This is a genomic window from Shewanella sp. HN-41 (assembly GCF_000217915.1).
In the GTDB taxonomy this organism is placed as follows: domain Bacteria; phylum Pseudomonadota; class Gammaproteobacteria; order Enterobacterales; family Shewanellaceae; genus Shewanella.
Map to the genome: position 1 here is coordinate 189,835 of NZ_AFOZ01000046.1, position 25,792 is coordinate 215,626.

The 25,792-nt window shown below is 47.8% G+C and carries 22 protein-coding genes; 13 read left to right on the forward strand and 9 right to left on the reverse strand.

Annotation, left to right across the window (positions count from 1 at the left end):
* Positions 1–16: 16 nt before the first annotated feature.
* On the forward strand, positions 17–679 hold the full coding sequence (locus tag SOHN41_RS18955; RefSeq protein WP_007652180.1) for a Bax inhibitor-1 family protein: 663 nt from the start codon (positions 17–19) through the stop codon (positions 677–679).
* Between the two features lie 25 nt (positions 680–704).
* On the forward strand, positions 705–1,001 hold the full coding sequence (locus tag SOHN41_RS18960) for a DUF333 domain-containing protein (RefSeq protein WP_007652181.1): 297 nt from the start codon (positions 705–707) through the stop codon (positions 999–1,001).
* A gap of 41 nt (positions 1,002–1,042) precedes the next feature.
* Here SOHN41_RS18960 and rlmF read toward each other — a convergent pair whose 3' ends face one another.
* Positions 1,043–2,089 (reverse strand): 23S rRNA (adenine(1618)-N(6))-methyltransferase RlmF, encoded by a 1,047-nt coding sequence (gene rlmF / locus SOHN41_RS18965; RefSeq protein WP_007652182.1) that lies wholly within the window; start codon positions 2,087–2,089, stop codon positions 1,043–1,045.
* Positions 2,090–2,118: 29 nt separating this feature from the next.
* Complete coding sequence (locus SOHN41_RS18970) at positions 2,119–2,535, reverse strand: flagellar basal body-associated protein FliL (RefSeq protein WP_007652183.1); 417 nt, start codon at positions 2,533–2,535, stop codon at positions 2,119–2,121.
* A gap of 101 nt (positions 2,536–2,636) precedes the next feature.
* Between SOHN41_RS18970 and SOHN41_RS18975 the strand changes: the two genes are divergently transcribed.
* Positions 2,637–3,206, forward strand: coding sequence for a chorismate--pyruvate lyase family protein (locus tag SOHN41_RS18975; RefSeq protein WP_007652184.1), 570 nt, complete (start codon positions 2,637–2,639; stop codon positions 3,204–3,206).
* Positions 3,207–3,258: 52 nt separating this feature from the next.
* Here SOHN41_RS18975 and SOHN41_RS18980 read toward each other — a convergent pair whose 3' ends face one another.
* Both SOHN41_RS18980 and SOHN41_RS18985 read right to left on the reverse strand, forming a co-directional pair.
* A complete protein-coding gene (locus SOHN41_RS18980; RefSeq protein ID WP_007652185.1) occupies positions 3,259–5,826 on the reverse strand; it encodes an immune inhibitor A domain-containing protein in 2,568 nt (855 codons plus the stop codon).
* Between the two features lie 540 nt (positions 5,827–6,366).
* Entirely contained in the window at positions 6,367–6,960 is a 594-nt protein-coding gene (locus SOHN41_RS18985) for a YhgN family NAAT transporter (protein ID WP_007652187.1), read from the reverse strand.
* A gap of 218 nt (positions 6,961–7,178) precedes the next feature.
* Between SOHN41_RS18985 and SOHN41_RS18990 the strand changes: the two genes are divergently transcribed.
* Positions 7,179–8,780, forward strand: a complete 1,602-nt coding sequence (locus SOHN41_RS18990; RefSeq protein WP_007652190.1) for a hypothetical protein — start codon at positions 7,179–7,181, stop codon at positions 8,778–8,780.
* Positions 8,781–8,842: 62 nt separating this feature from the next.
* Positions 8,843–9,637: an NRDE family protein gene (locus SOHN41_RS18995; protein WP_007652192.1), complete on the forward strand. Its 795-nt coding sequence runs from the start codon at positions 8,843–8,845 to the stop codon at positions 9,635–9,637.
* A 10-nt stretch (positions 9,638–9,647) separates the two neighbouring features.
* Here SOHN41_RS18995 and SOHN41_RS19000 read toward each other — a convergent pair whose 3' ends face one another.
* Positions 9,648–10,097: a YybH family protein gene (locus tag SOHN41_RS19000; RefSeq protein ID WP_007652193.1), complete on the reverse strand. Its 450-nt coding sequence runs from the start codon at positions 10,095–10,097 to the stop codon at positions 9,648–9,650.
* A gap of 129 nt (positions 10,098–10,226) precedes the next feature.
* On the opposite strand from SOHN41_RS19000, the gene SOHN41_RS19005 reads away from it, so the two are divergent.
* Positions 10,227–10,790 (forward strand): lysophospholipid acyltransferase family protein, encoded by a 564-nt coding sequence (locus SOHN41_RS19005; RefSeq protein WP_037459697.1) that lies wholly within the window; start codon positions 10,227–10,229, stop codon positions 10,788–10,790.
* 31 nt (positions 10,791–10,821) lie between these two features.
* On the opposite strand, the gene SOHN41_RS19010 is transcribed toward SOHN41_RS19005, so the two are convergent.
* The gene (locus tag SOHN41_RS19010) at positions 10,822–12,087 is read right to left on the reverse strand and encodes a mechanosensitive ion channel family protein (protein ID WP_007652198.1); all 1,266 of its coding nucleotides are present in this window, start codon (positions 12,085–12,087) and stop codon (positions 10,822–10,824) included.
* A 209-nt stretch (positions 12,088–12,296) separates the two neighbouring features.
* On the opposite strand from SOHN41_RS19010, the gene SOHN41_RS19015 reads away from it, so the two are divergent.
* The 4 genes from SOHN41_RS19015 (at position 12,297) to SOHN41_RS19030 (ending at position 16,050) form a co-directional block, all read left to right on the forward strand.
* Entirely contained in the window at positions 12,297–12,866 is a 570-nt protein-coding gene (locus tag SOHN41_RS19015; protein ID WP_037459699.1) for an outer membrane beta-barrel protein, read from the forward strand.
* A 147-nt stretch (positions 12,867–13,013) separates the two neighbouring features.
* Entirely contained in the window at positions 13,014–13,649 is a 636-nt protein-coding gene (locus SOHN41_RS19020; protein WP_007652201.1) for a DUF3157 family protein, read from the forward strand.
* Positions 13,650–13,989: 340 nt separating this feature from the next.
* The gene (locus SOHN41_RS19025) at positions 13,990–14,616 is read left to right on the forward strand and encodes a hypothetical protein (RefSeq protein ID WP_007652203.1); all 627 of its coding nucleotides are present in this window, start codon (positions 13,990–13,992) and stop codon (positions 14,614–14,616) included.
* Between the two features lie 108 nt (positions 14,617–14,724).
* A complete protein-coding gene (locus SOHN41_RS19030) occupies positions 14,725–16,050 on the forward strand; it encodes a M48 family metallopeptidase (protein ID WP_007652204.1) in 1,326 nt (441 codons plus the stop codon).
* Positions 16,051–16,166: 116 nt separating this feature from the next.
* Here SOHN41_RS19030 and hutH read toward each other — a convergent pair whose 3' ends face one another.
* The 3 genes from hutH to hutC all read right to left on the reverse strand — a co-directional run bounded on the left by hutH (position 16,167) and on the right by hutC (position 20,260).
* A complete protein-coding gene (hutH, locus tag SOHN41_RS19035; RefSeq protein ID WP_007652206.1) occupies positions 16,167–17,708 on the reverse strand; it encodes a histidine ammonia-lyase in 1,542 nt (513 codons plus the stop codon).
* A gap of 49 nt (positions 17,709–17,757) precedes the next feature.
* Positions 17,758–19,428: a urocanate hydratase gene (gene hutU, locus SOHN41_RS19040; RefSeq protein ID WP_037459701.1), complete on the reverse strand. Its 1,671-nt coding sequence runs from the start codon at positions 19,426–19,428 to the stop codon at positions 17,758–17,760.
* 124 nt (positions 19,429–19,552) lie between these two features.
* Positions 19,553–20,260: a histidine utilization repressor gene (hutC, locus tag SOHN41_RS19045; protein ID WP_007652210.1), complete on the reverse strand. Its 708-nt coding sequence runs from the start codon at positions 20,258–20,260 to the stop codon at positions 19,553–19,555.
* 165 nt (positions 20,261–20,425) lie between these two features.
* Between hutC and hutI the strand changes: the two genes are divergently transcribed.
* From hutI to SOHN41_RS19060, 3 genes are all read left to right on the forward strand, one after another.
* Positions 20,426–21,652, forward strand: a complete 1,227-nt coding sequence (gene hutI, locus SOHN41_RS19050; protein WP_007652212.1) for an imidazolonepropionase — start codon at positions 20,426–20,428, stop codon at positions 21,650–21,652.
* A 349-nt stretch (positions 21,653–22,001) separates the two neighbouring features.
* Positions 22,002–22,553: a hypothetical protein gene (locus SOHN41_RS19055; RefSeq protein WP_007652214.1), complete on the forward strand. Its 552-nt coding sequence runs from the start codon at positions 22,002–22,004 to the stop codon at positions 22,551–22,553.
* On the forward strand, positions 22,550–25,423 hold the full coding sequence (locus tag SOHN41_RS19060; RefSeq protein ID WP_007652216.1) for a prolyl oligopeptidase family serine peptidase: 2,874 nt from the start codon (positions 22,550–22,552) through the stop codon (positions 25,421–25,423). Before SOHN41_RS19055 ends, SOHN41_RS19060 begins: the two co-directional genes overlap by 4 nt.
* The last annotated feature ends 369 nt before the right edge of the window (positions 25,424–25,792 follow it).

A 25,792-nucleotide genomic window follows, 5' to 3' on the forward strand; every position in this document is an offset into this window, starting at 1 on the left:
AGGATATAAAAATCAAATGGATTCTGAAAACAGCGTATTCGACCGCCGCACCACCAATGACACTCTCATAGGGGCGGGACTTTATAACTTAGTGATTGGCTTAACCCTTGTTTGGGGTTTTGCCGTCAACTATATAATGGTCAGCCATATCGACCCAGAAGCGATTGCCAGCGTTAACCCGTGGATTTTCTTTATAGGTTACTTCGCCTCCTGTTTCTTTGGGATTTACCTATTTCAACGTTCCAACAATCCCGTGATCAGCTTCATTGGCTACAACTTTGTGGTGGTGCCCTTCGGCTTAATCATCAATATGGTCGTCAGCCAGTACGATCCAGAGCTGGTCACCGAGGCAATTAGGATAACCGGCCTAGTCACTATCGCCATGATGTGTTTGGGGACGCTGTTTCCGGCTTTCTTCCAGAAAATCGCTGGGGTGCTGACTATCGCATTGTTACTAGTGATAGTCGTAGAACTGATTGAAATATTTATCTTTAATACCCACCATGGCATTTTGGATTGGATAGTCGTGCTCATTTTCTGCGGTTATATTGGCTACGATTGGGGCCGCGCGAATCAAATCCCTAAGACGGTCGATAATGCCGTCGACAGCGCCGCCGCTTTGTATATGGATATCATCAACCTATTTCTGCGTATCTTGCGGATTTTAGGACGCAAATAAGTCACTCAACGACAAGGAAAACTGCATGAAATTAACATCACCATTGTTAATCGGCCTGGTCATTTGCGGCAGCTTAGTCGGCTGCGGCGAAAAAACCGAGCCAGTAACGCAGGCTCCCGCCGAAGTAAAAACAGAAACCAAAGCAGGTACTAAAGTTCAAATCGCCAACCCTGCCGCCGAATACTGCGTCTCACTGGGCGGCACCTCGGAAATCCAAAAGACAGCTGAAGGTGAGCTTGGCATTTGTACTTTGCCAAGCGGTGAAAAAATTGATGAGTGGGCGCTGTTTCGCCGCGACCATCCGCAGGAAAAAGCGCAGTAATGGGATATTGCTTCAAACCCACAGGCGCGTTAAGCGCCTTTTTATTTTGTCGCGCTTAGGATCTCATCGCGCCACTGCTGACGCTTAGCCTGTGAATGGAAACTCCACGCGAGCACCCGAGTGATTTTATTGCCCTGCTGCATCTCAATGGTTTTTACTGTGTCGACCCTAAGCTTTGTCAACGCCTGATAACAGGGTTTTAGGTTTTCCTTTTTCGACACTAAGCTAGTAAACCACATACACTGCTCGGCAAACCCTTGGCTCTCGCGGATCATAGTCGCCAAAAATTGCTGTTCACCACCTTGGCACCAAAGTTCCGCCGCCTGACCACCGAAATTCAGCTTCGCACTTGCAAGCTGCGCCTTTCCCCCTCGGTTTGCAGCAAGATTGCGCACCTTACGCAAAGACCCCTCGCTGGCCTCGGCAAGCGATGCGTGAAAAGGAGGATTGCACAGGGTAAGCTCGAAGCGATCATCGGCCTCTATAATTCCCTTAAACACGGCCTTTTCATTCGGTTGTAATCTTAAACTTAATCGCCCTTGCAGCACTGGGTTACGCTCGATAATGCCCTGCACATTGGCGAGTGAATGGGCATTGATATCCGAGGCAACAAACTGCCAACCGTACACTTGGCTGCCCAATATGGGATAGATGCCGTTTGCGCCGGTGCCTATATCTAATACCCTAGCGTTATCCAGAGCCCATGACTTATCACCTTCGACCAAAAGGTCTGCCAAGTAATGCAAATAATCGACTCGACCGGGTATGGGCGGGCAAAGCGCTCCCTTAGGAATATCCCAAGATCCAATCCCATAGTGATGTTTTAGGAGTGCGGCATTGAGCGTCTTCACCGCCAAGGGATCGGCAAAATCTATCGATAAAGCACCGTAGGGCGTTGGACGAACAAAGGTTTTGAGTTGGGGAAATGCACTGGTTAGCGCCAAAAAATCATAGCCATTAAGGTGAATATTGCGCGGGTGCAGGGCTTTCTGTAACGGCTTGTCACCCCGAGAGCTGGCATTGGGTTTAAGGGTGGATTTCACGGCAGGTTTTGACATAGGGGCTCTGGTCGCGCAGCGGGCCAACATGTGTCGGCCCCTGGAAATAGTAGTGCAAATTAATCGTACAGATAAGAGGTAAAGAGTAGATTTACGATCAAAGGTTTACCCGCTTCTTTGGTGATGAGATTATTGACCATATCGAAACACTCGCGTCGAATTTCTTCACGACCAGTGAGTGATTTAATCTTTTCTTCCGATTGATTGCCCAATACCTCAATGATCGCGGCACGCAGTAGTGGATCATGGCGTTCAATAATGATGAGATCATCGGGATCCTTCACCATTAATTCGACACTGATCTTCACAAAGCCAAGTTTTTTACGGTTCGAAATATAGTTAGTCACGATCTCAGGCTCGAAGCCGTAATAAGCATATTCGCTCTGTGTTGCGGGCGGCGCTTCTTTTTCGTCGGCCGCATAAGCATTAAAGGCTAAATTGAGCAAAATCAGGCAGGCTGATAATATTTTTTTCATAGCGGCTTACGGCTCCCTAAAAACAATAATGGTCGATGGAAGAAACTTCCCAATCTATCTGGTAGACTGCCGACGTTTGCTTATATTGTAACGAGTATTTAATGAATGTGACCAGCTTAAGCTTTCCCTATGGCGAATCTATTCAATGGTTTTGTGCCGATAACGCCAAGAATCTTCCCTCTTCTCCCCTTAAAGAATGGTTACTGGCACCGGGAAGCCTGACACAAAAGCTCAAGGGCTGTTGCGATAAGTTCGAAGTCAACATCCTAGGTGAAGGCCAATGCACCCCGCTCGAAGGGGAATATCCCAAGCAAAACGCCGTTTGGGTGCGAGAAGTGTTACTCTGCCTCGACTCTGTGCCTTGGGTATTTGCTAGAACCTTGATCCCACAATCTTTATTATCGACTCGCCAAGCCGATTTTTTAGGTCTAGGAACACGTCCACTAGGCGAATTGTTGTTTAGCCAAGACAGTTTTGTGCCAGGTCGCATCGAAATCGCCCGCTTTACCACGGATAGTCGCCTCGCCCAGCTTGCTCAGAGTTTAGCGCAAAACGTCGAACACGAACTCTGGGGCCGACGCCGATATTTTCACCATAATGAGGAGGAAATGTTTGTCAGCGAAATGTTCCTCCCCGCCGCCGTACAAGCGATGGCTAGACTACAACCCTAGCCCCCTGAGTTAAAAACAAAAATGCCTCTATATAGAGGCATTTTTCATTAGCTTATCGGCGCTGGCAGCGCCACGCAAGACCACCGAGCAGCATAAGGCTCAGCCAGCTTAGACTGCCACCACCGCCACTTGAGGTTTCACTAGGTGTCGTTGGCTCAGACACGGTAACGCTTGAACTGCTGTTGGCAGTGGCATTTTGTGCATCAGTCACTGTGAGTGTGACAGTGTAAGTGCCAGCCTTGGCATAGGTGTGTGATGTCGCAGCTGCGGTACTTGTCGTGCCATCACCAAAGTTCCAAGCGTAACTGTAAGCCCCTTCGCCTCCTTCAGTGATAGCCCTCACAACCACAGTTTGCCCAGTTTGCGTCAGGCTAATCGTGGCAGTTAACGGGGTTAACGCAGGAGCAGCATTGGCATTTGCTAAACGGATCACCGCCGTGCTGTTGTTACTCACTTGGGATAACACTTCCATAGTCACCCCAAGCTTTTGTAACACCATCCCCGACTGAGGTTGTAGCGGTGCACTGTAATCTAAGCTGTCATCGAATAAGGTGACCGCAGTCAGGTGATTATCCTCAGCATAGGCGGTTTGCCTTACCGTGCTAAAGGCGGCGTCACGGATCTGCTCATCGGTTGAGCGAGTGCCTATCATATTTTGGTCGGCATCAATCAGCCCAATCAAGCTATGGCCGGCATGGCCCGACACATTATTATCGCTATAACTGAAATCCTCTAACCACAGGAGCACCCCAGGGTCAAAACCTTCGTACTTTAAGCCTGCGTCTACGCCATTGTGGCTGCGCAGCTGGATAAGGTAACGGGATGCGGCACCAGGACGAGTATTGGTGATACGGCTATAACCCGCTAGCGTGGCTTTGTTAGCGACCTCAGCATTATCAGCATAAAGCTCACTCGAACCTTGTTTAATGCTGATATTATCTATGGTGATCCCCGACTCAATTGCCGCCTCATCGGTCACATAAGTGATCTCTATAGTGACAGCCTTACCAGCATAACTCGATAAGTCATATTCCAAATTCACCCAAGCATCGCTGCCCACCGCTGTCGAAATAGTCGATGATTTATCGGTAATAATATGCTGGGCGCTGTTTATCAGGTTAGTCGCCTTAGTGTAGTTACCTGCAATCGCTACACCATTCACTTTTACCTGCATATAGTCGTAGTCGGTTTCAATTTCCCAACTCGCCTGCATGGAGAGCGTGAGTTTATCCGTTGTGGTCGGCAAATTAGTCGTAAAGCTCATGCTGTTATTCAGCATATTCCCTTGACCAGAATAGTACTGGTAGCTGCCCTGATAGGGAGCCTTAAAGGGAATGGGTGCGGCAGGTAATGGAATCGCGATCTGGTTAACAACCTCTTGATTAACCGCTTCATTTAGGGTGATTTCCATCCCAGCCTTAGGAATGCTTTCTAGGGCGATTTCACGCTCATTGAGCCATTTGCCTTTGTATCTTGTCTGTAGATAAGAACGAGCATAGGGACTAAATCCACTGGGTTGTGCACCGGGTATAGTCCCAGCCCAACTGCCACCGGACATTAATGACCAGAGACCCACTGGCGAGCCATCTTTATCTTCAGCATCAGAAGTATCGTACTCATCGGGTAGGCCTAGATCGTGGCCAAATTCATGGGTACAAACCCCCGTTGCCGCATCAATAGGTTGAATGGTGTAACCAAAGACTTTTTTGGCTGAACCCGGAATACTGTAACCCTGAGTGCTCTGGTCAACGTAATAACGATGCGACCAGATGGCGTTATCCCCTAATTTTCCGCCCCCGGCCTCTTCACCTATGCTGGAGTGGAAGATCATCACATGGTCGATAATGCCATCGGGTTCGCTGTAATTACCGTTACCGTTTAAATCATACGGATCTTCAACATCATAGCTTGCTAGCTCGACCGTTGACATATTAGCGGCGGCTTGGGATACCGCCTCTTTTACGAGTTCAGTCACTTGAGTGTCACTGCCAGTGTCAGGATCATTGGCACCATAGTATGCTGCATTTTGACTGGCGCTATACCAGCCCTTTACATCCCCAGTGAAGAAGAAACTCTTACCCGAAACCGCTTGATAATACTGATATCCAGACGTCAGTGTCTGTCCCTGTGGGCCTTCAAATCCCGTCGTTGAAAAGAGCAAACCTTTATAGTGTGCCGCGGGGTAACTGGAGTAATACATGGCGGTATCACTGGCAGTTAAGCCGTTGTTATTAAATTTTAAGTCTGGAAAATCAATCAACACAGTTAAAACTTTAACGGTTTTGGTCACATCGGCATCGGCCAACACACTTTGTGCAGGGGAACGCAGCATCTGGGATGATTGGGCTTTTTGCTGACGGGCACGTTCGGCTTCAACCTCGATTCGAGGTAACTTGGGTTGTGCAACCATGGCCCGCTGAATATAAGCCTGAACTGCGGCCTGCTTGGTGCTCTCACTCGCATCGGCAGACACTTCGCCCCGCTTAATCAGCCAATATAAAATACGATCTTTATTGATAACACCTGCATCCGCGGGTGTTTGCAGGGGTGCAGCCATACTGGCACCGCTGATCAATGCCAGCATTAATCCAAATGCCGTCATGGCCTTTGTTGTTTGCATCTTCAGTTTTCCTTCCATAACGACTTTTGCGCCTCACGCCAAACTACTTTAAGGCTAGTGCCCGTTGCTAATAAGACAAGTGCGCCTTTATATACGGCAAGATTGAGTTAATTCTTCCAGCCTAGACAGGAAGAGAAGCGTCAACATTATCAGCACCACATCTGAGTAACAACTTGATATATTATTTTACAGAGTTGATGTTATATTTTGTCAGCATCCATTCAGCTAACCGCCAATGGGCCACAGATTTTAGTTCTTCGGCCATAAAAAAACCGTATCAACGCTAAGTTAATACGGTTTTTTTAACTAAATAACTGATCCTAATTATGCTACATCGTAGGGTAACGCAGGCATGCCATTAACGCTTCTCTGGGGGCTTCTCTGGGGGCTTCTCTGGGGGCTTCTCTGGGGGCTTCTCCGCGCCAAGTGCATCCCTACACAAAAGCCAGTTCGCTCCATGGCTCACGTTCGCAGCGTATCACTGTGCGATGCTCACCATATAAAGTGATCTACCGTTCGAAACGGCTATTTAGGGGCATTTTAACCCGCGGTTTTCATGTAATTTGAAACGCCATCGAGGAACATTTGTACCGATATCATCACCAGTACCATACCCATTAGGCGTTCAACGGCGGTTAATCCCTTTTCACCCAACATGCGGGTAAAGAGCTTATAGAACATTAAGATAATCGCACTCGCTCCCCAGGCTGAGACTAAGGCTATGGTCCAGTCCCCCATACGGGAGCTGTCGGTGTGCGCCAGTAAAATCAGCGCCGCAAGAATCGATGGTCCCGCCATTAGCGGGATCGCCATAGGTACGATAAACGGCTCTTCACCTGCGGCCAAACCCACAACGCCGCCGGGTTGGGGGAAAATCATTCGAATGGCGATCAGAAACAGAATAATGCCGCCCGCAATACTCACGGATTCGGAACGAAGATTTAAGAAACTTAGAATAGCTTCACCCGCATAAAGGAAGGCAAGCATGATCACTAATGCAAAGAGTAACTCGCGGATCAGCACCCTACGGCGCTTTTTCGGATCGATATGCCGAAGAATCGCCGCAAAAATTGGCAAATTCCCGAGGGGATCCATGATCAGAAACAACATTACCGCTGCAGAAAATATATCCATTTAACTTTATCAACGCCTAAGCCAACATAAGCCCATATTGTATAACCTTTTCTCGCCGTAGATCTGAAAATTTATCCGCTAAATGACGAAAGTAAATAAAATGTCCCCTTCCAATTCGACATAAAAATGTCAGTTTGGTAAATTGCCGCCAAGTCGCTGCTCATTTGTGTTACAACTGGTATACTATGGCGTTTTTTCAGTAAATTTCCGTGGAATTCATGCTCTATCTTCTTGCTAGTTGTATTGCACTCTTAATCGGTCCATTGTTTTACCGCTACTTTTCATCGGGCAGCGGGCTACAGAAGGGGCTTGATGGCTTTATATTCGTCTCCTTAGGCGGATTAGTGCTGATCCATATTTTGCCGGAACTACTGGAACATGGCGGCCTGCTGGCGATCGTCTTTGTGGTACTGGGTTTATGGGGGCCGACGGCCAGCGAACGCTTATTCCATCGCTATTCTGAAATCACCCATAATCTCACGCTATCACTTGGGATTGGTGGACTATTACTGCATACCATCACCGATGGTGGAGCTATGGTGTTAGCGCAACAGGAGGGTAACTCTAGCCTACTCGCCCTTGGAGTGATTTTGCATCGTCTTCCCGTTGGTCTAGCCATTTGGTGGCTACTCAAACCCCAGGTCGGTACCCGTTGGGCAAGTTTAGTGCTCAGTGCCATGATGCTACTCACCAGCGTAGGTTACTTTGCGGGCGAACAACTATTATCGCAACTCAGCCTAGATAACACCGTCTATTTACAGGCCTTTGTCACTGGCTCGATTCTGCATGTAGTACTGCATCAACCCCACGGCCAACACGATACCGATAAGCAGGGTCAGTACGAATATCAGGCTGGCATTGGCAGCTTATTGGGAATTGGACTATTAATGGCACTGCTGTTGATGGATTCAGGTGGCCACGAGCATGCCCACCACGACCATAGCACAGAGCAGTTGATGACTTGGCTAATGACTATCGCCCCCGTACTCCTGCTCAGTTATGCCGTCGCCACGCTGCGTTTTAAATGGGGGTTAACGCCACAGGACAGCAGCCTGTTCCGTCGTTGGTTCCAACGCTTAGCAGGCCCAGAGGCGCTGGTTATCACCGGACTATTGCTCGGCCCTTGGCTGGCACTATTCCAGCTGCTGGTGATTTTTATCCTGAGTGCTTATTTGAGCCACACTCAGGTTGAAATCACAGATCCCCACACTAAATTACCAAGCCAAGCCCTGCGTTTTGGTTTTGCCCATTTAGTTGACCGCAGTGCGCCTTGGATTTTACTCAGCCTAGTGCTGGTCAATCTAATCGGCCATCCATCTGTCCCCTTAAGTAATCCAATGCTACAGGTCGTAGTGTTATTGTTAGTCTTTTTACCTATGCGTTTCTGTAACTTAGGTGCAGCAGTGCTCGCGCTAGCCCTCGCTTACAGCGGTTGGAGCCCACTGGCGATCATGCTGCCTTTGATAGCCGCACCGGTACTCAATATTGCCCAGCTAAAATTGATGACATGGGCACAGAGAGGCATTTTGCTGGCGATAATTGCTGTAGCTTTAATCGCTGCATTGCGTTTGCCTATGTGGTTCTCATTGATAACATTGCCGGAAACCATCAATCTAGTCGCATTACTCATGCTATCTGGACTCTTTGCCGCGAGTTTATTGCGCTTAGGCCCTCGGAAATTTTTACGCCGCCTGATGTTGGTAAAACCAGTCCCCCACCGCCATGAGCATTCCCATGGACATTCCCACGGCCATGAACACGCACACCCGTCATCGGCACAGGAACAGCAGGCTCACGCCGATAAACACAGCCACCACTAATGCTGTTCATTTGTGGGTAGACAGGCTAAGTTAATCCTATCGTTGGATTAATTTAGCCTATCATGTGCATACTCTTCGTCGCCCTTAATGCTCATCCTAAGTATCCCCTGATCATCTGCGCTAATCGCGATGAATTCCACCACAGGCCAACGGCGCCGGCGCATATTTGGCCGCCGGAGCAAAATATACTCGCGGGTAAGGATTTACAGGCGGGTGGCACTTGGTTCGGTGTGAATAAGCAAGGTCAAGTTGCGGGCGTAACCAACTTACGCATGCCACAGAAGCACCAAGAAGCCATACGCAGCCGCGGCGAACTTATCACTAAAGCATTGAGTTCAGGCTCGCTGATTTGCCCTAACTGGCTCGCCGAACATTGCGATGATTATCAACCCTTTAATATGGTTTTTGGCCAAGGCACCGATCTGTATTGTTTTAACAGCGTTAAGCGGGAGACAGGAAAATTAACCGATGGTTTCCATGCGATTAGCAATGGTGCCCTCGATGATATTTGGCCTAAAATGGCCAAGGGACAGCAGGCATTAGAAACCCTGATCAGACAGGCGAGCCACTTAGACGTGCAGGCACTTATTCAACTGATGCAGGACGACTCCCAGCCCCAAGATAGTGAGCTACCCAACACAGGTGTCGGGCTCGAATGGGAGCGGCGTTTAGCAGCAATTTATATTCGTCACCCCGACTACGGCACCCGCTCCACCAGTATTTTGCTCGAAGATGTATTGGGTACGATCCACTTTACCGAGGTAAGATACGATGGCAAAGGCAGACGGCTCGGGCAGCAGGATTTTCACTTTACCCTGCCAACAGCACGCGTTGAACCTAAGTGTTCGCAGCGCTGATCTGAGCCCATTAATCTGAGCTGTGATCCATAGTGATCACCCAGCGGTCATCAATCTTTTCCACCAAGAGGGTAAACACCCCCGTTGGTGCATCCTTTTGACGGTGTAAATCCCAACGCCCCACCACCATAGCCGCATAATTACTAAGCATCTTGATTTCCGCAATAGTGAACTTAAGTTCCCCTAAGGCAGCCTTGTTCGGGTAGTTTTTCTTATAGGCGGCAAGGGTTTCATCCCAGCCGTAACGAAATTTACCATTAGAAACAAATCGCAATTGGCCACTCTTCCAGTAACCTTGCATATAAGCGTCGAGATCACCGCGGTTCCACGCATCTTCCTGTCCCTTCAGCATCTGGGCGATCTCATCCGAGGGTACCGCACTGGCATAACAGCTCAGTAGCAGTAACAACAGAGTGGACCCCTGCAAAATGTATTTTTTTATCCATCCTTTCATCAGCATAGTATCGCTCCCTAAGAATCAGGTTAGACTGTACTATAGCTAATTCGGTACAGACTATCTTGTCTAAGCCGATTTATAATTCAAAAAAGCTAATGATATTATTAATTTTTCGACTCTGAGCACTGAACTATGTTTACAAGATTATGCTGCTGGCTACTGAAGATTTTCGGGTGGCAGATTGAGGGGGAGCTACCCATACTGAAGCAATACATTGTGATAGTGGCGCCCCATACCAGTAACTGGGATTTTATTATTGGCGTCCTCGCCCGTGGTGCTTTAAATACTCGAATTCACTTTCTCGGTAAGCACCAGTTATTTATCCCACCTTGGGGTTGGTTCTTTCGCGCCATAGGCGGAAGCCCGGTAGATAGAAGAAAAAACAATAATTTAGTCGATTCTGCCGTACAACTTTTTGAGTCTAAACCCGACTACAAGCTGGCGTTAGCCCCGGAGGGAACCCGCAGCCCCGTTAAACGCTGGAAATGCGGTTTCTACCATATTGCCAGCAAGGCGGGAGTACCCATAGTTCCCGTAGGTTTAGACTTTAGCCGCCGCACTGTGGTGATCCATACCCCACTGCAACCCAGTGGGGACATTGTCCAAGATATGGGTGTGATTTTAAATTTTTACCGTCACATTAAGGGCCGTCATCCGAAAGTTATCCCCGATTATGCCCCAGATGCAAAACACTAGCGGTCCAGTATTCTGTGCCGCTATCACAGTATTAATCGACCTTAACGGCTTTTAAACTGCGAATATCGTTACCCGTTGGCGCTTGGAAGGCCTGTAGACCAAACTCCGGCAGGACCGCAAAGATATGGTCGAAGATATCGGCTTGAATCGCCTCATAAAATGCCCAGCGGGTATCGTTAGTGAAGATATAAATCTCGATCGGCAACCCCTCGGTCGTTGGTGCGAGCTGGCGCACCATTAAGGTCATGTCCTTGTGCACCTTATCGTGACGCTGCAGATATTCTTGCAGATAAGCGCGAAAAGTCCCCACGTTAGTCAGATGGCGACCGTTGACTATCATATCGAGATCGGAAACCTTAGCATTAGACTCACGGATCTCATTGATTTTTGCGGGAAAATACTCTTTTAAACAATTGATTTTACTGAGACGATTCCGCTCTTCCTCGGTCAAAAACTTAATGCTGTTGATATCAATATTCACCGCACGTTTAATCCTACGGCCACCCGACTCCGACATACCCCGCCAGTTACGGAACGCATCCGACACTAAGGCATAGGCGGGGATCATAGTGATGGTTTTATCCCAGTTACGCACTTTGACCGTGGTTAATGACACTTCCTCCACGGCCCCATCGGCGCCGTATTTGTCCATCTGGATCCAATCGCCCTTGCTCACCATACGGTTTGCCGCTAACTGAATACCCGCCACAAAGCCTAAAATAGTGTCGCGAAACACCAACATCACAAAACCCGTCGCTACCCCTAAACCACTGAGGAAATACACGGGAGATTGATCGGCCAGCACTGAAATCGAAACTATAAGCCCCACGAAGAACAGGAATAACTTAGTGAGCTGCACAAAGCTCTTCACCGGTAAACGTCGACTGACTAAATTTATATCTGAGATTTCATTTACCGCATCTAGGCCGGCGTAAATGGCGCGGATCATCAGCACCACCAGCCAAATGCTCAGTAGGCGATCGACGAGACTACTCAATACAGGGTGCTCAGTTAATGCGATAGGTACCAATAAATTCAGTACTATCGCTGGCACTAGCATGGCGAGCTTTTCGAGCACTTTATAGCGCATAAACACATCGTCCCAAGTCACCTTAGAACGCTGGATCACCATATTCACCGCGCGAATGACCCCGCGACGCATAATAAAATAAGCGATTGCCGCTAACAGCACACATGCCAGCAGCATCACACTGGTCGATATGCCATCCGACGGCTGGCTGTCTATTCCTAGACTCGCAAACCATCTCGATATTTCGAGGCGCATTTCCTGATCCACAATACCACTCCAACTTAGGCGCTAGTGCAACAAACCCATACAAAGGTAATGCTCGAGTTGTTCTCGGTTAAACACCACCCCATAAACAACACCAATCGAGCCACAAAAAGTTTACAAACACTTATTTTAAAAGAGATTTTATCATTTTGAATTGACCCAACACAAAGGAAAATGAACAATCTTCAATCTGGTCCCAAGGAACTCATCCCATGTGTCGCTATTCATATCCGCTAGCCTGCCTGAGCATTGGACTGTTGAGTCTATGCCAACCGCTTAGAGCGGCCGAGTATAACACTTCACTGCCATCTGTTATGTCGGATGTCACTGAGAATACCCCTTATATCGCGCTGATGCTCGACTACGTCCCCAACGAGGATAGTCTCTACGGTATTACAATAGCCCCCTATCATTTCGATGATAATTATCAGCAATGGGGTTATTACTTAGGTTATGCCCGCAGCCGCGAAACCGATATTACCGTGCCAGAACCCGCGCAGTCCAACCGCCAAGACAGCCTCTGGCGTTTAGGTTTAAGCTACAGTTTTACTCAGGATTTAAGCTTTTATGCGGGCGGCAGTGCCTACATTAGCACCACAGCTTATACCAACAATATTTCACCCAGAATTGTCGATGGCAACCCCACTTGGGAAGAAGATAAAACTACTCAATGGGGCGCCGAAGCGGGTTTTAGATACCGGCTCACCGAGCATCTCATACTCAGTGCCGGGTATAACTCCAGCACTGAGTCGGCGTTATTTAGCATAGGTTATGCGGGTTAATGCCACTGTCATGCGACTCAAGTTGTATCCTACGATAAAAATCAACTTTATTCCCCCAAATGCGACTTAGGCAGTGACTAATGCGCAGTAAATTGTTTATGTTAGGGCAGAATATTGACTCAGACGGTTATCGGAGCCTGAAATCTAATGCAAACTTCACTACGCCTTAGCGTACTTAGCTCATTGTTGCTGCTATCGTCATCGGCTATCGCGGCCGATGTTGCAACAATCACCCTTGAAAATGGTGCCCAAGTCCGGCTTAAAGACGACTTTACCTGGGAATATGTGGTGACAGAAACCAAAGCGGCCGCAGCGGTATTAACCCCCCAAGCCGTAGCGCCAGCGGTAAATGCCCCTGTGGTCGCCACGAGCGCCGCCGTTGCTGAAACTGCCGTTGCAACTACCGCACCAGTCACGACCCTTACCGCCAACGCCATAGCCAGACCCGAACTCTTAGGCTCTACCGCCAAAGACGGTATTAAAGTCAGCTTTACCGACAGCCAGTGGAAGGGCGATAAACTCGGCCTTAGCTTCGAACTTGCCAGCACTAGCGGTGAGCATGTGACCTTAGTTGAAGTCGAAGCCAGCTTCTTTGCCGACGACGGTACTTTGCTCAAAACTGAGAAACTCGAAGTATGGGAAGCCATTTTCCGCATGCCAGAGACTTATTTGCGTAAAGGTGAGCAACGTAAGAGCCCTGTTATTTGGGTAGAAGGCATAGATAAAAGCCAATGGCAGAAACAGCTTATCAATCTCAAAATCACTGAAATCAACTCTCGCTGATTTAACCTACAGAGATAAGGAATTGAAAGCTGGCTTTCAATTCCTTGCAAACCTTCTTCTAAGCTTGCTCTCCCCAAATAATCCTAGCGTTCCCCTACTCAGCACTGGGTTAACCAGATAAGCGTGAAATATACCTTTGGCACACTAAGGTAAAAAGTGTCCACTGACCGCTCGGACACATTAGCGGACACACTCGAGCCTCGACGCAGGAACCATTCGGACAACCACAAAGCTATCGCACTGATAAATAATATAAAAAATCATGGCATAAATACTGAATAACCACAGAGATGCTTAGCTGATGCAAGCTGTAAATTCCGCTTAAACACAAGGAGACACTATGAATGCAACTACTAAAATCATTGGCAGCCTTTTTATCCTCGCGTTAGCCCCAGCCACACTCTGGGCTACCCAGCAAACGAGCCAAGCAGCTCAACACAATATTTCTGTCATAAGCCAAAACCAACCTGATTTTTCATGGATCTATGTGCAAAAAAATGGCGAGATGACGGTAGGCGCGGGTAATCGAGACGATTGGGAAAAACTCACACGCCAAGGTAATCCTTACCAAACGGATTACCTGTGGTTCAAGAGCGCTGGCATAGCCTATGTGATCACCGATCCTGTATTGGTCGACCAAATCAAAAGCGCCATTATTCCAATGCAACAACATGGGGATAAAATGCAGGCTGTGGGCGAAAAAATGCAGCAAAAAGGCGATGCTATCAGCGCCCAAACGAACAAACTCTTACTCAATCTCACCTCTGGTGAAGAAGACCCTGAGGTCAAATCACAAATCGATGATCTGAGCGAGTCGATGGAAGTTCTCGGCAAGGAGATGGAACAACTCAGCATGGTTCATCAACAACTGGTCAACCAAGCAGAAAAGCAGGTGACAGCCCTCGTCCAAGAAGCCATTAAAAAAGGGACAGCAACAGTCATGCCTGCCAGCAAAAAACAGATTTAATTTAACGTGTACAAAATATGTTGAATATTTCTGTTTATATTGATTGAATTTCCTAGTGAAATTGACTATTTTCACGCCGTTTGTCACTTCACTAGGAAAAGGATCAACATGGAACAAGTTATTACCGCAGGGAACGATAATCCCATTCAGATGACGGATATTGTCTATTCGAAGGAAAAATCGCTGTTCACTCTGTTAGCCATTATTTCAGGGCTCGTCTGGGCAGGATTGATCATAGGCACCTTAGGTGTCGCACTCATTTATGTATTGGCATTTTTCATAATCTACCTCTTTAGCCATTCCGCCTTTATTAGTTACTTAAAAGGTACTGCAGTTGAGATCAGTGCGGAGCAATTCCCTGATTTACATAAACAATATTTAGCATGCTGCGCGCGCTTAGAAATAAAAGAACCACCAAGGGCCTACTTACTGGCCGCCGACGGTATGCTTAATGCCTTGGCCACCCGCTTCCTTGGACGCCACTATATAGTGTTGTTCTCATCGATTGTGGATGCGCTTGAGTCAGATAAAGATGCCCTCAATTTCTATATTGGCCACGAGCTAGGCCACATTCGCCGCAATCATATAGGCAAAGCGCCTTTATTAGTGTTTGCCACTTGGTTGCCCCTCATAGGTGCAGCCTATTCCCGCGCCTGTGAATATACCTGCGATCTCCACGGGCTGCGCTGCTGCAACAGTTTACGCTCGGCCACCAATGCCGTTGCCGTATTGGCGGCCGGGGTTGAGCAATGGAAACGCATGAATGTGGATCAATATATTCGCCAAACCCAAGAATCGAGCGGATTTTGGATGTCACTGCACGAGCTTAATGGCAGCTATCCTTGGCTAACCAAACGTATGGCGAGAGTCCAAGCCAAGGCGCAAGGAACGGAATACACGCCGCCATCACGCAGTGCATGGGCGTTTGTATTTAGCCTCTTTATGCCGCGTATGGGCACAGCAGGCGGTGGACTCATTATTTTTGCTGCGATTATTGGTGTTGCCGCCGCGGTGGCGATTCCCGCCTATAAGGAATACCAAGAAAAGATGGGCGCGGGTGTGAGTTATGAGGCGCCAGCGGATGAAGCTCAGTCTTTAACCTTAACCGTTCCCGACACTGACGCTGCGGTTAAGCATATAGAACAATTGCATCAATCATTAACGCCAATTACCGACACCTTAACGGCCTACTACCAGGCCCACAAAGCTTGGCCGACGGAATTGGAAGTCCTAGGGCTCACGGATGCGCAACTGGCCACTTTCAATCTCTACACCGATGGCATAGTCGGATTTGTTGGAGGCGAAGCCCTAGGGGATTACCAAGACTATGAGGTGTATCTATCACCCCAAGTCGATGAGCAAGACAATGTCACTTGGGTGTGCAGCAGTAGCGGTATTCCCGACGAGTATTTACCCGCGGATTGCAAGGGCTAATCTTAGACTTACGACACCCAATATTGAGGTGAAGGCCCATCTCCTCACCCATAAATTAAAAAGGCACAAACGATAAGTTTGTGCCTTTTTCTTTATTTTTAATGCTTATACCTTAATTAAAAGCTTGGCAGTGTGCCCTTTGGCAAGTAAGCATTAAAACTTGAGGTATACAGCAGATCCGTTGCCGCCTCGATATCTGGTGCGAAGTACCTGTCTTTATCATAGTAGGCGACCACTTCGCGTAGCTCGGCCTTCGCCTGCGCCACCGCTTTGCTTGGCATTAATGGCGCCCGGAAATCCAGACCTTGGGCCGCCGCCAATAGCTCAACCGCCAATACGCCGCGGGTATTTTCACTCATATCCCGCAGACGACGCGCCGCGAAGGTGGCCATAGAAACATGGTCTTCTTGGTTGGCCGAGGTGGGTAAGCTGTCTACCGATGCAGGGTGGGCGTAGGTTTTATTCTCGGATGCCAGTGCCGCCGCTGTCACTTGGGCGATCATAAAGCCAGAGTTCACGCCGCCATTTTTCACTAGGAATGCTGGCAGTTTAGACAGACTAGAATCGATCAGCAACGCAATACGACGTTCTGCAATAGAGCCTAACTCGGCAATCGCAATCGCCAGATTATCCGCCGCCATAGCGACAGGCTCGGCGTGGAAGTTACCGCCGGAGATAATGTCACCGGTATCTTGGAATACCAGCGGGTTATCGGTCACGCCATTGGCCTCAGTGCCTAATACTTCGGCCGCGTGGCGAATTTGCGTCAAGCAAGCGCCAAGTACCTGTGGTTGGCAACGCAGTGAGTAAGGATCTTGCACCTTCTCGCAGTTGATGTGGCTTAAGCTGATCTCAGACTCTTCACCCAACAGATGACGGAACACCATGGCCGAATCAATTTGTCCCTTCTGACCACGGGCGGCATGAATACGTGGGTCGAACGGGCTGCGGCTACCCATGGCGGCCTCGACACTCATAGCACCGATCACAGAGCTGGCGGCAAATAAGTCTTCGGCGTGGAACAACCCTTCCAGCGCCAGTGCCGTAGAAGCCTGAGTACCGTTAAGCAGGGCTAAGCCTTCTTTCGCGGCTAAATCGATGGGCTTGAGGCCAGCAATTTCTAAGCCTTCGGCGGCGGAAATTAACTCGCCTTTATAGCTCATTTCACCTTCGCCCAGCAGCGGCAGACACATATGGGCTAACGGTGCTAAGTCGCCGGAGGCGCCTACCGAACCCTTTTCAGGCACGCAGGGATAAACTTCGGCATTCACTAGGCTGATAAGGAAGTTAATCACCTCTAAACGAATGCCAGAGAAGCCACGGCTCAGGGAGTTGATCTTTAACACCATCATCAGGCGCACAGTGGCGTCCTGCATATATTGGCCCGTGCCAGCCGCGTGGGATAACACGATAGAGCGTTGCAGTAATTGCAGATCTTCTGGGGCAATTTTAGTGTTAGCTAACAGACCAAAACCTGTGTTAATGCCGTAAACCGTTCGGCCTTCATCCAACACCTTTTGCACGATTTGCGCGCTGGTGTTGATGTCGGTGATTGCCTCTGGTGCCAGTTCTAGTGTCAGCTTATGGCGGCTGATTTCACGCAATTGTGCCAAGCTTAAGTTGCCGGGCGTTAATACTAAATGATTGACTGATTTCATTTTTACATCCGTATTCTTGTCGTTGTTTTTCACGGTTTGTGTTGAACAGTTAGTCTTTAAGCATGGGCAGATCTAAGCCCTGCTCTTTTGCGCAGTTTTTCGCGATCTCATAACCCGCATCCGCATGGCGCATCACGCCTGTCGCGGGGTCGTTCCACAGCACACGGCCAACACGTTTAGCCGCGGCCTCAGTACCGTCACACACGATCACCACACCCGAGTGTTGGCTAAAGCCCATGCCGACACCACCACCGTGGTGCAAGGATACCCAAGTTGCGCCGCTGGCAGTGTTCAGTAGGGCGTTCAGTAATGGCCAGTCAGATACTGCGTCTGAACCGTCCATCATAGATTCGGTTTCACGGTTAGGGCTGGCGACTGAGCCTGAGTCTAAGTGGTCACGACCAATCACGATGGGCGCCGACAGCTCGCCGTTTTTCACCATTTCGTTAAAGGCTTGGGCTAAACGCGCACGGTCCTTTAAACCAACCCAGCAGATACGCGCTGGCAGACCTTGGAAGGCGATACGCTCACGGGCCATATCTAACCAGTTGTGCAGGTGTGGATTATCGGGGATCAGCTCCTTCACTTTGGCGTCGGTCTTGTAGATATCCTCAGGATCGCCAGATAGCGCCACCCAACGGAACGGACCGATACCTTCGCAGAAGAGTGGACGAATATAGGCAGGCACAAAACCTGGGAAATCGAACGCGTTTTTAACGCCGGTTTCGAAGGCCATTTGGCGAATATTGTTACCATAGTCTAAGGTCGCTGCGCCTGCCGCTTGCAGATCCAGCATGGCTTGCACCTGCACCGCCATCGATGCTTTAGCCGCTTTTACGACGGCAGCCTCATCGGTTTTCCGCATGTCAGCCGCTTGCGCCATGGTCCAGCCCTGTGGCAAATAGCCGTTCAGCGGATCGTGGGCAGAGGTTTGGTCGGTAACAACATCAGGGGTAATGCCACGTTTAACCAATTCGGCAAACACATCGGCGGCGTTAGCCAGCAGGCCGACTGAAACGGGTTTGCCAGCAGCATTGGCGTCGTTGATCATGCTTAAGGCTTCATCTAATGAAGTCGCCTTTTTATCCACGTAACGGGTACGCAGACGAAAATCGATACGGGTTTCATCCACTTCACAGGCGAGCACAGAGAAGCCAGCCATAGTACCCGCCAGTGTTTGCGCGCCGCCCATGCCACCTAAACCACCGGTGAGGATCCACTTACCGGCAGCCACACCACCAAAATGTTGTTTTGCCACGGCAACGAAGGTCTCATAAGTACCTTGAACAATGCCTTGGGTACCGATATAAATCCAAGAACCCGCGGTCATCTGGCCATACATGGCCAAACCTAATTTATCTAACTCGTTGAAATGCTCCCAGTTCGCCCAATGTGGCACTAGGTTAGAGTTAGCGATCAGTACGCGCGGCGCATCCGCATGGGTGCGAAATACGCCCACAGGTTTGCCCGATTGCACTAATAGGGTTTCGTCGTCTTCGAGGCGTTTTAGCACTTCGATAATCTTGTCGTAGCAGTCCCAGTCACGGGCTGCGCGGCCGATACCGCCGTAAACCACTAAATCCTCTGGGCGCTCGGCCACATCGGGATGTAAGTTGTTCATTAACATGCGCATTGGCGCCTCGGTTAACCAGCTTTTACAGCTTAATTGGCTGCCATGGGGCGCAATAATGCGGCGGCTTGGATCGTGTCGCTTGTCCATTGAGATGTCCTCTTTCAACCTGTTGAACTCACTCGCCTTTTGGCTAAGTGCTATTGTTTTTATTGTGTTTTTGTCGCTAACCATCGGATGAATGCCATAAGCCTTAACCTCTGATCGCGTGCTGTTATTTATTGAATGTCAGGTGACCGCCGAGTTTAAAGCGGCTACCTGGGTGTACTAATTTGGCAAAACTCACCACCCCTTGGCGTGACCAAGTGCGGCGCGAAATCTGTAAACAGGGTTCGGTGGCGGGAATCGCCAACCTCTGTTGCAATTCGCTACTGGCAATAATCGCTTCTATGGTGTGATGCGCCTCGGTCAGCGGAGCCACCTGCGACAGATATTCATGGGGCGTCTGTTCGCTAAAGTCCTGCGCCAGATAGTCGGGTGCGAAGGCAGGATTCACATAACGCTCCTCGACTTGGAGCGGCACGCCCTGCTCGCAATGCACTAACACCGAATGAAACACCGGACTCCCGAGTTCCAGCGCCAGTGCGATGGCGATGGGCGCGCTGGCATTCACTTGTCTCAGTGCTAACTGCTGCACACTGTAACCATGACCTCGGTCTTTGATTTCATCGGCAATATTGCGAATGGCGAGCATGGAGGATTGCGACTTCCGCCCCGCCACAAAGGTGCCCAGCCCCTGGGATCGCTCCAGCACGCCGTTATCTGTGAGTTCAGTTAATGCGCGCCGCGCCGTCATCCTGCTGCAGGTAAATAGCTCGGCCAGCTGATTCTCAGAAGGCACGCGGGCGTTTTCTTCCCACTCACCCGATTCAATACAGGTGATAATGTATTGCTTAATTTCTGCAAACTTAGGGATAGCCAAAACATTTCCTCGGTATAAAATTCTAGGGGCTAGGTGCTCTTTCAAACCTTCAAAATTGCGGCTACAATCCTAGCTTGTATATACAAGTAAATACAAGCTAGCTCACATAACTTTCGATAATAAAGAGTTTGCGGGGCCAAAAAGCCAACGCAGCGAGGGATAACAATGTCTTGGGATCAGGTTTGGATAGACGTTAACGTAGCAACAATGGACCCTTCCATATCAGCACCTTACGGCGCAATTACCAATGCGGCCATTGCCGTAAAAGACGGCAAAATTGCCTGGCTTGGGCCCCGCAGCGAACTGCCCGCCTTCGATGTATTGTCCATTCCTGTTTACAGGGGCAAGGGCGGCTGGATCACCCCAGGATTGATCGACGCCCACACTCACTTAGTTTTTGCCGGTAATCGTGCCAATGAATTTGAGCTACGCCTAAAGGGCGCCACCTACGAGGAAATCGCCCGTGCCGGCGGCGGGATTATTTCCACGGTTAATGCCTGCCGCGAGGCGGATGAAGCAGAACTATTTGAACTGGGTCGCCAGCGTTTAAATGCTTTGGCAAAGGAAGGCGTCACCACGGTAGAGATTAAGTCTGGCTATGGCTTAGATACCGAAACCGAACTCAAAATCCTGCGCGTGGCCCGCGAACTCGGCCAGCATCACCATGTGGATGTGAAGACCACCTTCCTCGGTGCCCATGCGATTCCACCCGAATTTAAAGACAATAGCGATGGCTATGTCGACTTAATTATCAATAGGATGCTGCCAGCGGTGATCAAAGAGAACCTCGCCGATGCGGTGGATGTGTTCTGCGAGAATATCGCCTTCAATCTTGAGCAAACCGAGCGCGTACTCAGCGCCGCCAAAGCCGCAGGCTTAGAAATTAAGCTCCATGCCGAGCAGTTAACCAATATGGGCGGCTCGGAATTAGCCGCACGCTTAGGGGCAAAGTCGGTTGATCATATTGAATATTTGGATGAGGCAGGCGTAAAAGCCCTAAGCGAAAGCGGCACCTGCGCCGTGCTACTGCCGGGCGCGTTTTACTTTTTGCGTGAAACCCAAAAGCCACCTATCGATTTACTACGCCAATACGGCGTGCCAATGGTGCTTGCCAGTGACTTTAATCCCGGCTCATCGCCCATTTGCTCGACCCTGCTGATGCTCAATATGGGCTGCACCCTATTCCGCTTAACGCCAGAGGAAGCCCTTACGGGTCTCACCTTAAATGCCGCCAAAGCACTTGGGATTGAAGATACCGTCGGCAGTTTAGTGGTCGGCAAACAGGCGGATTTCTGTCTATGGGATATCGCCACTCCAGCGCAGTTAGCCTATTCCTACGGCGTAAACCCCTGCAAAGATGTAGTGAAAAACGGTAAGTTAGTTCATCAATAAATGGCTAAAGCGCAAGATGAATTATGCTTTTCTGAATTAACTCTTGTTTAAATAAAGTCTTTTAACTGTAAGCCAAGTGGGGATAACTAAAATCCCCATTTGGATTACCAATTAACGATGACAAACATGGTAAGTATCTTCCTAGATCCCGCACATACATCTCCCCCACATTCGGCACTAAATTAGGGCTCATTCCAACAAATTTATTCCCCAGCACACTTATTGCAATAATGTAATAATTACGTGTAATGTATGTAATTTACAATATAAGCGACCAGCTTGCATAATTGTTGGTTGATTAATCTATAAATCATTTTTAAAGGACATTTGTCGTAAGGATGCACTCTTCATGAAGCAATTTTTACTGCTAATCTGCGCCTGCTGGCTACTAAGCGGTTGCATACAACCCATCTCAAAGTTAAAAAACGATCAAGACAGGCCGCTCGATAGCAACACTGGCTATTTACTGATGTCGGTCGATACCAATGTAGACTTACACAGCATAATGCTTAGCGGCACTAAGTACCTGCAACTGACTGCACAAGATTTAAAATTTGGCTCTAATTACATCATGGTTGATGTGCCTGCGGGTGACTATGAAATTAGTGATATAAAATTAAATCGCTATCTAAAAATAGAGCTAACAGATGATATGTGGAATTTTCATGTTGAACCTGGGAAAATAAACTATATTGGCCATTTGAGCATTGATGCAATATGGAGTTATTTTTCATTTGATGGCGTTAGAGCTATTTTAGAAAACCAATCAACCAATGCACTTGAATATTTAGAAGGTCATTTCCCCAAAATTTACCAAGTAAGAGAACTGAATTACGCAGGCCCAGGGGAAGATCATTTCTTTGAGTACGCCCGTAAAGTTAAAGAAGGGACTGCACAATGAAAAATCTATTTATACTCTTTACTTTTATATTTGGATTAAGTGCAATAGACACCATTGCATCCCCCATTCCTGCAAATAAATTATTTGCCAACTCAGCATTAAGCAACCTGCAATTTTCACCCGATGAGAAATATATTTCCGGTGAAGTCATCGAGGACAAAGGTAAGTTCCTATCATTAATTGATGTAGCAACCAATGAATATACTAATATTATTCAGCTAGATGCCGATGAAAGCATTACAGAATATGCTTGGCTCGATAATAACAGTATCTATGTGAAATATTTGCAAGGGCGGAACAGTTTTCAAGCCGTGCTAGACATCATCCATAAGGATGGCGTTGTGCGGTCAAAAACCAATCGATTAACGTTCGAAGGTTCCCTTGTTAGGGTAAAACCTGACTCAGGCACCCTATTATATGGTTATACAAGCCGTAATAGTGAGAACCAAAAGTTATACGAAGTCACTGTAAATGAATTAAAGAATAAGACATTTTCATCAAAAAACTTAATTGATGATGATCTTCGAAATGTTTTTGGTTATTTTTTTGATGAAAACAAAGAAATGCTATTTGCATTAACGCTGGATAAAGATGCCAAAAAAGTTGATTTCCATTATCGACCCCTTGCGAATAAAAACTGGCAACATTTATTTAGTTTAACATCGGGTAAAGAAACCTTTATCCCGCAACATATTATCGATAACAATACCATGTATGTGCTTAGTAATAAGAGTACAGACAAAGTCGCGTTGCATAAATTCGATATAAAACAGCAAAAAGTGACCGAACTCGTTTATGAAAACCCCAAATTTGATTTAATAGACAGTACTTTTGATGAAAATAATCAATTGCAGTCCGTATCATTTTACGAAAATGGCCAGTTAAATACACAATATTTTGATCAACAGGCTAATCTCCAACAGGCTGTTTTTAAGCATTCATTCCCAAATAAGCATACTGTAGTGACAGCGACCTCACCGAGTGGCAAGTTCAGTGCATTATATGTTTATGCTTCTGATGATCCAGGCACTCGCTACGTCTATAACAATGAGACGAAAAAAGCGTTTTTGCTCTCTAAAGTGCTACCCAATCTCGAAGGCTACACCTTAAGTAAAACCGAAGCCTTTACGGTTGAATCCGATACTGGCGTATCCGTCGAGTCATACCTCACACTGCCCCAATCGGATAATGCAAATGGTGTGCTATTAGTTATGCCCCACGGCGGCCCAGTTGGTATCCGCGATTACGATGGTTTTAATCCGGAAAGCCAATACTTCACTAGTAGAGGATTTGCAGTATTAAGGGTGAATTTCCGCGGCTCAGTTGGATATGGCAAAGCCTTTCTTGAAGGTGGTGTAGGTCAATTTGGATTAGATATAGAAAAAGATATCACAGCAGCGGTGGAACATGTTCGAGCGAAACACCAATTTAAGCGTAGCTGCGCTATAGGTGCCAGTTATGGTGGCTACTCATCAGTGATGCTCGCCATTAAACATCCAGATCAATACCAATGTGTCGTCGGCGCATACGGTGTTTACGACCTACCTTTACTCTTTAATTCCAGCAATATCAAAGCAACCGAAGAATTTCGCCAAATGACGGCAAATGCCGTCGGTAAATACAGTGCAGAATTAAAGGCAACATCACCGGTTTATTTGTCCGATAAAATCGATGTTCCCTTACTATTAATTGCTGGCACTGAGGATATGACTGCCGAGCTAGAACATAGCCACAGACTTGAATACGTCCTAAAAGCTAGGGGGCGAGCACCAGAAACCTTGTATTACAAGAAAACCGGACACGGGCACACTAGTCTCTATTGGCTGCAGCATGAAACAATTAGCACGGCAGATTTTTTACAGCGCACATTAGAGCTACCCGAGTACGAATCTACAGTCACGGATAAAAAGGCGTTAGCCGCACTCGCCGAAGATTATGTGACCCTTGGTGATGCCCGTAACTGGGAGACTAAGATAGAACTCAATAAAGGGCTAGCCATGGAGTATTACCTTAGGGCAGCTAAAATGGGCAGTGGTCGAGCAAGCTTTCTCGTTGGCATTAAACATTATGATAACGAAGAAAAGCTCGCTTCAATTTCTTGGTTCGAAAAAGCCGCGGCGGCAAATTTTGCGCCTGCTAACTATATGCTAGGACTGATGTTCACTGGTGAAGATGGCATGACCACAGATCTGGCCAAATCCTTTCACTATTTTGAATTAGCTAATGAGCAAGGTGCCGACGCTAGGGCAAGGCTAATGATGGCCAAAGCGTTATGTACAGGCGCTGGTGTTAGCAAAGACGTAAGTCGTTGTGCAGAACTCCTTGCCTTAGCTGACTTGAAAGCTAAGCCCACTTACTTACAAAAAAACGAAGTTACTAAAGCGAGTTTGTCTTTGCAATCACAGGTAATCGCTGAGATTTTTGCTGAGACTGATTTTAATTCGAGTGAGCTGCAGCTGTTGCAGAATATGATAGATAGCGAACTGAAAATTAAGCTAAACTCTTTGTCTCTCGATGATGTCGCGGCAGGCATTATCATTGATTCCACGGGAAGCAAGGGTAAGAGTGAGATCCAAGTCGCTAAAAACATAAAGTTTAATCCCGGCGATGTTATTGGGACGGTATTTGCAGTTGATATGGCATCCAAGCAAGATAATGTAGGTTTAACATGCAACTGGAGTTACCTAGACGCCGAAGGAAATAGCAAATCACTCCATAATCATTTGCTATGGGGTAATAGCAATAATGAGGAGTGGAGCTGTACTCACAAAATACTTCCTGAGGATCAGTCAACAGGGACTTATATAGTCACCTTACGTGATCTGTCGGATAGTGTCCTGTTAGTAAAAGAATTTACCATGATTCAATAATTGGCAATGACACACCCAGACTAAGCACTTAATGATGACCGTATAATGTTCCACAGGATATAGCCCCTAGGAGTGGTGTTACTGCGCTTAAGCTTATCTCGCAACAAGCCGTCCCTCTGAACCACTCAGGTACAGAGGGACAGCTTAGGCCTCCCCCTTCCAACAAAGTGAACTAAAATTCGGAACTGCCATTTAAATATTTTGCCCATTTCACCAACCAAGCGAGACTCAAATCAATGCAGTTTCAGCCCTAAACTGCATTTTATTCCTCAGACTCACTATTTCACTGGCATCCGAGAAAGCCAGCGTCATTAAATAAGCAACAGAATAAAATAAATAAACAACATGACATGCAGTTAATTACTTACA